This window comes from Acinetobacter sp. ANC_7504 (assembly GCF_056779995.1).
The window spans coordinates 119,161-129,388 of record NZ_JBWYIZ010000010.1; the positions used below are offsets into that span (position 1 = coordinate 119,161).

Annotated in this window: 8 protein-coding genes and 1 pseudogene; 6 read left to right on the top strand and 3 right to left on the bottom strand. The window is 37.2% G+C overall.

Annotated features, from left to right (window positions below; translation table 11 throughout):
- Positions 1-3: 3 nt before the first annotated feature.
- Positions 4-1,095, bottom strand: coding sequence for a 3-deoxy-7-phosphoheptulonate synthase (locus AC1M9F_RS11355; protein ID WP_051586615.1), 1,092 nt, complete (start codon positions 1,093-1,095; stop codon positions 4-6).
- 262 nt (positions 1,096-1,357) lie between these two features.
- Complete coding sequence (locus AC1M9F_RS11360) at positions 1,358-2,233, bottom strand: sulfite exporter TauE/SafE family protein (protein WP_481597818.1); 876 nt, start codon at positions 2,231-2,233, stop codon at positions 1,358-1,360.
- Positions 2,234-2,419: 186 nt separating this feature from the next.
- Here AC1M9F_RS11360 and lpxB point away from each other — a divergent pair, with 186 nt between their 5' ends.
- Positions 2,420-3,589 carry a lipid-A-disaccharide synthase gene (gene lpxB, locus AC1M9F_RS11365; protein WP_481597819.1) on the top strand — a complete coding sequence of 390 codons (1,170 nt, stop codon included), beginning with the start codon at positions 2,420-2,422 and terminating at the stop codon, positions 3,587-3,589.
- 36 nt (positions 3,590-3,625) lie between these two features.
- Here the strand turns inward: lpxB and AC1M9F_RS11370 are convergent, their stop codons facing one another.
- A complete protein-coding gene (locus tag AC1M9F_RS11370; protein WP_092767828.1) occupies positions 3,626-4,501 on the bottom strand; it encodes a DUF2797 domain-containing protein in 876 nt (291 codons plus the stop codon).
- Between the two features lie 31 nt (positions 4,502-4,532).
- Here AC1M9F_RS11370 and AC1M9F_RS11375 point away from each other — a divergent pair, with 31 nt between their 5' ends.
- From AC1M9F_RS11375 to AC1M9F_RS11395, 5 genes and pseudogenes are all read left to right on the top strand, one after another.
- Positions 4,533-5,000, top strand: coding sequence for a DUF6231 family protein (locus AC1M9F_RS11375; RefSeq protein ID WP_092767830.1), 468 nt, complete (start codon positions 4,533-4,535; stop codon positions 4,998-5,000).
- A 101-nt stretch (positions 5,001-5,101) separates the two neighbouring features.
- The gene (locus AC1M9F_RS11380) at positions 5,102-5,716 is read left to right on the top strand and encodes a YidB family protein (RefSeq protein ID WP_481597820.1); all 615 of its coding nucleotides are present in this window, start codon (positions 5,102-5,104) and stop codon (positions 5,714-5,716) included.
- Between the two features lie 162 nt (positions 5,717-5,878).
- The gene (locus tag AC1M9F_RS11385) at positions 5,879-6,340 is read left to right on the top strand and encodes a hypothetical protein (protein WP_481593702.1); all 462 of its coding nucleotides are present in this window, start codon (positions 5,879-5,881) and stop codon (positions 6,338-6,340) included.
- Positions 6,337-7,932: an FAD-dependent oxidoreductase gene (locus tag AC1M9F_RS11390; protein WP_481597821.1), complete on the top strand. Its 1,596-nt coding sequence runs from the start codon at positions 6,337-6,339 to the stop codon at positions 7,930-7,932. Before AC1M9F_RS11385 ends, AC1M9F_RS11390 begins: the two co-directional genes overlap by 4 nt.
- Before the next feature lie 61 nt (positions 7,933-7,993).
- A pseudogene (locus AC1M9F_RS11395) lies at positions 7,994-9,870 on the top strand (5'-nucleotidase C-terminal domain-containing protein).
- Positions 9,871-10,228 lie beyond the last annotated feature (358 nt).

Here is a 10,228-nt window from a genome sequence, read left to right on the forward strand (position 1 = left end):
TGATTAACGTTGTGGTAGAACGTCTTTCAAAGCTGCATCCATTTCCAACAAAACTTTTTCAGTTGTTTCCCAATCGATGCATCCATCTGTAACAGACTTACCATACTCTAAATCGCAAAGATTTGCAGGAATATCTTGGCGGCCACCTTTTAAATGACTTTCAACCATAATACCTACGATCGATTTATTGCCATCTAAAATTTGTTCAGTGATATTTTTTAGAACCAATGGCTGAAGGTATGGGTCTTTATTAGAATTGGCATGACTCGCATCAATCATGATCTTGTTGCTTACTTTTGCTTTCGCTAATGCATTTTCAGCTTCTGCTACAGAGCCAGCATCATAATTTGGTTTGCCATTACCACCACGTAACACGACATGGGCATATTGGTTACCTTTAGTACGAATCACCGAAACTTGACCTTGGTCATTTAAGCCAAGGAAACTATGGCCATGTTTTACAGATTGCATCGCATTGGTCGCAACAGTGAGACCGCCATCCGTACCATTTTTAAAGCCGACTGGAGATGATAAACCTGAAGACATCTCGCGGTGTGTTTGGCTCTCTGTTGTACGTGCACCGATTGCTGACCAAGAAATTAAGTCTTGGTAGTACTGTGGAGAGTTTGGATCAAGCGCTTCAGTTGCGCATGGCAGACCTTTCTCATTGAGTTCAAGCAACAATTTACGGCCTAAACGTAAACCTTTTTCAATATTGAAAGAGTCATTCATGTCAGGGTCATTAATTAAGCCTTTCCAACCCACTGTTGTACGAGGCTTCTCGAAATACACGCGCATGATGATATAAAGCGTGTCTTTCACTTTTTCGCTTAAAACTTTTAAACGATCAGCATAATCATGAGCTGCTGCAGGATCGTGAATAGAGCATGGTCCAATGACTACGAATAAACGTTTGTCGTTGCCATCTAAGATATTACGTACAGTTTCACGACCTTTTAGGACTGTTTGGTATGCATTATCAGTTAACGGTAATTCTGTTTTTAATTCAGCAGGAGTAACAAGAGGCTGAATGCTTTGTACATTCACGTCATCAATGTCGTTTTGGGTGATAGAATTTGACTGTAAAGTATTCATTGCCGTCACTGGTTCGTTTTTACAAGAAAATGTTCAATCTATTGAATATAGCATGATTCAGTAGATCATTTGTTATCAAAAAGTTGAATGGATTTAATAAAAAAAAGTAATGAAATTGTCTTTTTGGTATTAATCAGAGTTTCTACTTGTATTGTATAGAATGATTTAATTTTTGAAAATTATTAAATTTAATAAATCATTTAATTTCACCTCAGTGAAATATACAGCTTCACTGAGGTTATAGTTTGAACATGATATTAAATTAAGACTGGGCTTGAGTTGAGGATTCAATAACTGCCTCAGGTGCGGTCACAGGTTTTGCTTTGACTGGATTAAGCATGAAGTTAACACCAATGGCAAATAAGGTGATACCCAGTACCTTGCGAATAATTTTTTCTGGTAAATGGGAGCTCACCAACGTACCAACGATGATTGCAGGAATCGATCCGACTAAAAGCCACATTAATAAATTGAAATCAACATTTCCTGAATTCATATGCCCCATACCTGCCACGAGCGTCAGTAAAACTGCATGGACAACATCAGAACCAATAATTCTAATCATAGGTAAATTAGGGAACATGATGATCAGCGCCATAATGCCGAATGCACCCGCGCCAACTGAAGATAAGGTCACAAAAATACCCAATACAATACCCATTAAAGCTATATATAAACGCTTCTGCTTTAATTTTTCTCGAGTTAATTCAACTTCCTCTTCAGTAACTTCTTTGGAAAATTTCTTGAAGAATTTTTCTACCTGGGTACGGAATACAATTGAAATACCAGTAATGGTCAGCATAAAGCCTAAGACCATCGTGAGAATGGCTTTGTAATGTGTAGATTGACTCAAATAGTTGTCTAAAACCCAAGTTGTGGCTAAAGAGGCTGGAATACTTCCGATCGCAAGCCAAATGACGATGGGCCAAACAATATTAAGCTTTTTTGCATGTACAAAAGAGCCGCAAAACTTAGAAATCGCGGCATAAAGTAGATCTGTACCAATTGCAATATGTGGTTCAATTTTAAATAAACCAATTAAGATAGGAGTCATAAGTGAGCCGCCACCTACGCCAGTAACCCCTACACAGAATCCAACTAGAACACCTGCTAAAATATATTCAATAGAACCGTACATCGTTTATGCTACTTATCAGAAAACCGGCATATCTTATGATTTTTGAATATAAGCTGTTGTCTTGATTATTCATTTACTTATTCAAAAATAAGATAAAGCATTGCTAAGTTAAGATATTTCAAGAACTCAATCTGTTATGAGCTGCTTATGTTAAGATACTTGTAGAGCATGAGAGAGGATATTCATTTGCAAAATCGAAAACTTAGAATTGGCATTGTGGTTGGTGAAGTTTCAGGTGATACCTTAGGCGCCAAATTAATACGTCGTTTTCGAGAGCAGGGAATTGATGCTGAATTTGAAGGAATTGGCGGTCCTCAAATGATTGCAGAGGGTTTTAAAAGCTATTATGCGATGGATATTCTATCGGTGATGGGAATTGTTGAAGTATTAAAAGATATTAAAAAACTTTTTGCGGTTCGAGATGGCTTGGTTGATCAATGGACTAAACAACCTGTTGATATTTTTATAGGGATTGACGCACCAGATTTTAACTTACGCTTAGCAAAAAAAATAAAGCAAAAATCGTTGCCAATTAAGACTGTTCAATATGTGAGTCCTTCAGTTTGGGCATGGCGTCAAGGTCGTGTTCATGGGATTAAAGCCTCAATTGACTTGGTGCTTTGCCTATTCCCATTCGAAAAAACTTTTTATGATCGATTTAATGTGCCAGCGGTATTTGTTGGACATCCTCTCGCTAATCAATTACCGCTGGAAAATCCTATACTCGATGCAAAGCAGGCGCTTGGTTTAAATCCTGCACAAAAACATATCGCATTACTGCCTGGAAGTCGTCGTGGTGAAGTTGATAAGTTAGGGCCGCTTGTATTAGATGCAGCGAAGATTGTCCATCAAAAATATCCTGAGTATCAATTTTTAATTCCAGCCATCAATGAGGCTCGTAAACAACAAATTGAGCAGATCTTAATAGGTTACCCAGATAGGCTCAGAGATAATATCAAGTTAATGGAAAATATTGATGCGGAATCTAAAATAGGTCGGATGGTCATGGATGCCAGTGATATTGTGGCGTTGGCATCGGGTACTGCAACACTTGAGGCGATGTTATTGCATCGTCCCATGGTGACTTTTTATAAATTAAATAGTTTGACCTACTGGATTGCGAAACTTTTAGTGAAAATTCCTTATTATTCTTTACCTAATATTATTGCAGGTAAAAAAGTAATTCAGGAGTTAATCCAGAATGATGCAACTCCAGAAAACTTAGCACATGAGATTGAGTTGTTGATGAATATCGAAAACTCAAAAATACAATCTATGCAATTGTTGACGATGCACAAGCAACTATTGTCGGATCAAAATGAAGATCCAGTGCACGCAATTCTATCTATCCTTTAAAAAAAAGCCTCATATTGAGGCTTTATTGATTTAGCATTATGAATCAGCACGAATTTTTAATTCATAACCCGTATATTTGCGTATATTGATTACACCTGTGTCCATAATCAGATATTGTCCTTTGATACCGTGCAGTTTTCCACGTATGACTGGCGTTTTGTCTAAGTTATGCGATTTAATTTTTTCAGGATATTGATCGACAGGATAAATGAATTCACGAGGAAGTTCGTTTTCTAAAATTTCTACATTTTCATTGAAATCTAGGCTCATGCTGAACTCATCTCGAATAGTTTCAATTTGAGGTTCAAACTCCGTGAGCAATTCATCTCTGATCTCTAACAAATTTACCTTTTCCGCTTCACCTTTCAGCAATTTTCTCCAGTCTGTTTTATCAGCGACTTGCGTACCAAACATGACTTCAAGTTGTCCTGATAACCGACGAGAGCCCACTTTCATAATAGGTAAAGCTTGGGTAGCCCCTTGATCTAGCCAACGTGTTGGCATTTGACCTAAACGGGTAATGCCAACCTTTAATGCACTTGAATTGGCAAGATAGACAATATGGGGTTGAAAGCATACTTCTTGAGCAAAGCTTTCTTCACGACAAGTCCCTAAATGGTAATGGCATGTTTCTGGCTTCATAATACACATATCACAGGCTGCTTTCGTTTTCATGCATTTAAAGCAGTGACCTTGGGAGTATGATTTTGGTGTTTTATTCCCACAGGAAACACAGTAAATTTTGCCGGTCCATTCAATTTCAATTTCTTGACCTAAGTTGAACGGGAGATTGATTTCTGAACGATCTAAAATAAATTTATATTCAACATTTGCCTGTTGTGTTTGTTGTTCAGTTACACTTAGGTTGGTTAAACCAGCGTGCATTTTATGACAAATGCCCTGTAATTCCATGCTTTAATCTCACTCAAATAAGGTGCAGCTCATGGCTGAGAAAAATGTCATCACGTCAATGCTAGACGATTTATCTAAAGAACAGCCAATTCAAACTGCCGTATGTCTTGGTCAGGATCTCAGCCAAGACTATGCTCAAACAATCCAATGGAATCATTTTAACGTAACTGAATTTTTAATGCTTCCTTTTCAGCAACGCTATGATCTAGGTGTTGTGATTTTAAATAATGAACAGATGGATACACTATCAACCCATCATAAATCACAAATGCTGGTAAAACTGCGTGATTTAATGGCAAAAAGAATCGTCGTGTTGAGTCATATTGCAGATGAACAATTATTAAGAAGTCTGGGATTCACGCAGCTCATTGAGCAAAAAAATACAGAGCAAGATTTCGCCTTATGGCAATTCAATATTTTGAATTATAAGCATGTGCCAGATTGGTTTAATTCTAAGTTTTGGGCTAATCCAGAAAATTGGAATAAGTTTCGATGGTAATGGCAAACTTTGAGTTTATCAAAACACAACAATTTCAATGTACAAAGCCATGTTTTTAACGATATGCTGATCAATGAAAATAAGAATGTAAAGGTGTCTTGATGACAAATTTAAGTAATATCGTTGAAGTTTTAGCGAAACAGGCTTTAGGCGGTAATCCACAATCTAATCAATCGGGATTGGGTGGTGTACTTGGTTCGGTACTCGGGAGTTTAACGGGACAAAATAATCAGACCAATCAAAACCAACAACAAGGTGGATTGGGAGGGATTTTGGGATCTGTACTTGGTGGTTTATCGGGTAGTCAATCTGGTGGTGTAGGCAAATCATCAGGTCTAAACGCTCAAACCTTATTAATCGCAGTAGTTCCTTTAATTCTCAATTGGATTCAAAAAAATGGCCGTTTGCAAGGTGCACTTGATCAACTGAAAGGTCAGGGTCTGACGAGTCAAGTGGATGATTGGGTTTCAACTGGTCCTGGCGAAAATGCCAATGTCAGCACGCAACAGGTTCAAAATTTATTTGATCAGCAAGATGTAGAGCAAGTTGCACAAGAAGCGCAAGTTCCTAAACAGGATGTATACAGTGCGATTTCTTCAGTCTTACCACAAATTATTGATTCGCTTACACCTCAAGCAAATAAGACCGATCCACAAGAAGCGAATTCAGATATACAAAATGTGTTGAATCTTGTATCAGGATTTTTAAAGAAATAAAGTGAAATTAATTTGAGTTAAAAGCCGGATGTGACATACATTCGGCTTTTTTTATGCAATCGATCAAAGGATGTATGTGGAATAAAATTTAAACGATTGATATATTTCATAAAGAAGCATAGGACATGCTGAATAAAACAAAAATCATTGAGGGAGAAATTCATGATCCGTAAGGAGCATTTAATCACTGCTTCGTTGTCCTCGATTAAGGCAACCTATCAACAACTTTCATCCGCGCCACTTGCCATGAGACAAGGAGAATATAAGGCTCAGTTTATTGGTCCTTGGTGGTTAAGAGTGTCTGCAGCACCGAGTTTATTTTTAAGTGGATTGGGGGGATGGTTTGGGAAAAAATTCATCAATCAAAATTTAGTCACTAATATTTTACTCAATCGCGGGCAGAGAAGTGAAAAGCTTCAAATGGAGTGTCTAGAAGAGGCGTCTTTGATTGATGGAAAACAAACGATCGCCTTGTATTATGGCAAGACAGCACCAATTCCATGGCGTTGGGTGGTTGATGAGTTAAGACAGCTTGATGAACATACGATGTTATGTATGACTATCATTAATCTTCCTTTTTTAAAGCATTTTTCATTTCCATTTATTCTAAGTCGTGATGTATGAAATCAAAATTTGAATATGATGTCATTATTGTAGGTTCAGGCTTTGGTGGAAGTGTAGCTGCGCTAAGATTGTCTGAGCTTGGATTGAAAGTAGCTGTGCTAGAGCAGGGAAGAAGGCTCACTGAAGATGATTTACATCGAGCAAGTCGGAGTTCTAAATACTTAAATTGGGCACCGACGTTAGGGATGAAGGGTTTTCTTGCACAAGACGTATTCCAACATATGGGTGTGGTTCGAGGGGTTGCCGTTGGTGGTGGCAGTGTTGTTTATGCTGCTGTGTTGTTAAAACCAGGTCAAAAGTTTTATCGTGATCCAACTTGGAGTCATTTGTCAGAAGACTGGGAGAGGGAATTACAACCGCACTATCAGATGGCTCAGTCCATGCTAGGTGTAAGTTCAAATCCATATAAAGATCAGCAAGATGAGTGGTTAAAACAAACAGCAGAAAAAATGGGTTCTGGAGATAGTTTTGACACTGTACCACAGGGAATTTACTTTGGTGATCCTCATCAATGGGTGAGTGATCCACTTTTGAATGGTCAAGGTCCCGAACGAATAGGCTGTAATCAGTGCGGAAATTGTATAACGGGGTGTGCGCAGGGTGCGAAGAATAGTTTGGATAAAAACTATTTATATCTTGCAGAAAACAATGGAGTTGAGATTCTTCCAGAAACCAAAGTAACTCATCTTTCACATGTTGATGGAAAATATATCATTCATACATATCAGTCATTTAACTCCAAAGAAAAACAAGATTACTTTGCGAAACAGGTCATTCTATCCGCAGGTGTTATAGGAACTGTTGAAATTTTGTTTGCTTCAAGAGATGTGTATAAAACCTTACCGAATATTTCTGGTCAGTTAGGTGAACATATTCGAACCAATAGTGAGGCGATTGTTGCAATCTCTAATAATGATAAAACAATAGATTTAACGAGAGGGACGACCATTTCCAGTCATTTTCATGCAGATGACAAAACACATATTACTCAGAATCGATTTCCAGCAAGTTATGAGTTTATGAAGTTTTATATGGGACCACTGGTCAATGGCGATCAACCTGTAAAACGTGCACTCCATGTTTTAAAGCATTTTTTTCTGCACCCCTTTGTTTCAACTCGATCATGGCGTTCTAAAAACTGGCATAAACGTGTCACTGTATTAACCGTCATGCAACAGGCAGACAATCAAATACGATTTGTATATGGACGTACTGCACTCAGAGGTTTTAGGCGTTTTTTGAAAACGCAGGTTTCAGTTGGAGAAAGAGCGCCGTCTTTTATACCGTTAGCAAATGAAGCTGCGGAAAAATTTGCTGAAGTAAGTGGTGGTCAAGCACAGAATAATATATTGGAAAGTATGGGGCACTTATCTGTTACAGCGCATATATTGGGTGGTGCAGTTATGGCTGAAGATTCCTCTAAAGGTGTGATTGACTCTAATCATCAGGTTTTTGGCTATCAAGGCTTATATGTGGTTGATGGAAGTGCGATTCCTGTGAATGTTGGTGTTAATCCGAGTTTGACCATTACGGCATTAGCTGAGCGATTTGCGGAAAAATATAAAATCAGTCATTTCGATAAAGTGTTATGAATCCACCATCATAATGTCATATCTTCGTTGAATACTCTTGGTTTAAAAAAGGAGTATTCAAATGAAGAACAAGAAAAAAATAACAGCTCTTCTCTTAACGACATCGTTATTGCTAAGTAGTTGTGGTGGAGATGACCAAAAATCTAATCCTAATATTACACAACCCTCAGAGTTAAAAATTCTTCATATTAATGACCATCACTCCCATTTAGATGGTGAAGAGCTTAGCTTTAATTTCGATTTAGGTCATGGTGAAGAACCACTAGTCGTTTCACGTGGTGGATTTTCTCGTGTAGCAACATTTATGAATCTAATGGCAGAAAATCATCAGAATGTAGTGAAAATTCATGCTGGTGATGCGATAACAGGAGATTTGTATTACAACCTCTCAAATGGAAAAGCTGATGCTGAAATGATGAATACAGTGTGTTTTGATACTTTCACCTTGGGAAATCATGAATTTGATGCAAAAGATCGAGGCTTAAAAGATTTTATTGGTTTTTTAGACGAAGGACAGTGTAAAGAGCGAACAGAGATTCTTTCTGCAAATGTTGAATTTGGGGTGAGTTCACCTTTATATCAGACAGATCGGATTCAAAAATCTATTGTTCTTGAGCGGGATGGGGAAAAATATGGGGTTGTGGGGCTCACCATTGCATCAAAAACTAAAAACTCCTCTCAACCAAATCAAGACACATTATTCCGAGATGAAATTACAGTAGCTCAAAATGAGATTAATCAACTCAAAAAACAGGGAATTAAAAAAATTATTTTACAAACACATGTAGGCTATGAACTTGATCAAAAATTAGCACAAGAACTTACGGATGTGGATGTGATAATTGGAGGCGACTCTCACACAATGTTTGGACCTCATATATTAGAAAAGTATGGTATGTCTCCTGTCGCTACCTACCCATTACAATTGAAAAATAAAAATGGCGAATCTGTTTGTGTTGCTCAAGCATGGCAATACAGTTATGTGGTTGGTGAACTTAACGTAAAATTTAATGCAGATGGTGCGGTTCAAAGTTGTGTGGGTAAACCGCATGTGTTAATTGGCGATGATTTTAAACGTAAGCAAAATAATGAAAGAGTCAGTGATCAAGAAAAAAATATATAGAACATCAATTCGAAAAAGAACGAGCTCCTTTTTCTATTATTAAAGAAGATCAAAATATTTTGAGTGTCTTAGAGCCCTATAAGCAATCTAAAAAATTATTTGCAGTCAAAGTTGTTGGGCAGGCAGTTGATAATTTATGTTCAAGACGTGTGCCGGGAACTCAATTTGATCGCTCACGATCATCTTTAGGTGATGTGTGTAATTTAAATGCGCATGTCGATGCCCATGGTGGTGATATTCAACAAATGGTTGCCGAAGCATTTCTTAAACAAGGCAAAGAATATTTTAATGCTGATATTTCATTTCAAAATGCAGGTGGAGTAAGAGTTGATTTGGCGAAAGGAAATATCACTGTAGCAGATATCTACCAAGTCTTACCTTTCAAAAATACGCTCGTTCAATTGAATATGACTGGTCAAGAAATTAAAGATACGCTTGAAGATGCCATTTCTGGCGTGATTGAACAAAAAAATACTGGAAGTTATCCGTATACGGCTGGATTAACTTGGCAAGTTGATATGACGCAGCCTATTGGAAAGCGTATTACAAATATTCAAGTCAGAAATGGGTCTGACCAGCTTGTGCCATTAGATTTAAATCAGTTATATAAAATTGTAACCATCAATTTTTTAGCTGATGGTGCTGATTACTATCATACATTGAAAAAAATTACAGGTGAGCGTCGAATAGAAGTTGGATTGGACTATGCAGAAGCATTCTTAAATTACTTAAATTCAATAGATGGTGATCAAGAAATGAAAACAATTCGAAAATTATCTACTTCATATTATAGTACTCAAAAATACATAGAATAAGATTTAGAGCTTTATGATCTAAAAAAACCCAATCTAATTGAGGTTTTTTAATTTAATTAATCGTTTTTGTGTATTTTTTTGTGTTAAAAACATAAATTTGCTTAAAAAATAATCATGCATGAGTTTTTGTTGAAATAAGGGGTTGCAAGGGAGGAAAAAATCTATAGAATGCACCCCATACCGACGAGATACACGGAAACGAGCGAAGCAGGTTGCTGAGTTGTTAAGTGTTTCGAGTCCAGCTTCTAGCATTGACGAGATGTTAGAAAGATCATTAAGAGATTATGAAGAACAACTTGTGTGGATTTTTACTGGTTGCTTGATCGATATATATTATCATTGATGATTGGTAGAAATT

What these genes read in the sequence shown, in the direction of transcription:
- AC1M9F_RS11370 (WP_092767828.1), bottom strand. Translation starts at nt 4,501, where the DNA reads ATGGAATTACAGGGCATTTGTCATAAAATGCACGCTGGTTTAACCAAC.
- AC1M9F_RS11390 (WP_481597821.1), top strand. Translation starts at nt 6,337, where the DNA reads ATGAAATCAAAATTTGAATATGATGTCATTATTGTAGGTTCAGGCTTT.
- AC1M9F_RS11385 (WP_481593702.1), top strand. Translation starts at nt 5,879, where the DNA reads ATGATCCGTAAGGAGCATTTAATCACTGCTTCGTTGTCCTCGATTAAG.
- AC1M9F_RS11355 (WP_051586615.1), bottom strand. Translation starts at nt 1,095, where the DNA reads ATGAATACTTTACAGTCAAATTCTATCACCCAAAACGACATTGATGAC.
- AC1M9F_RS11360 (WP_481597818.1), bottom strand. Translation starts at nt 2,233, where the DNA reads ATGTACGGTTCTATTGAATATATTTTAGCAGGTGTTCTAGTTGGATTC.
- AC1M9F_RS11375 (WP_092767830.1), top strand. Translation starts at nt 4,533, where the DNA reads ATGGCTGAGAAAAATGTCATCACGTCAATGCTAGACGATTTATCTAAA.
- AC1M9F_RS11380 (WP_481597820.1), top strand. Translation starts at nt 5,102, where the DNA reads ATGACAAATTTAAGTAATATCGTTGAAGTTTTAGCGAAACAGGCTTTA.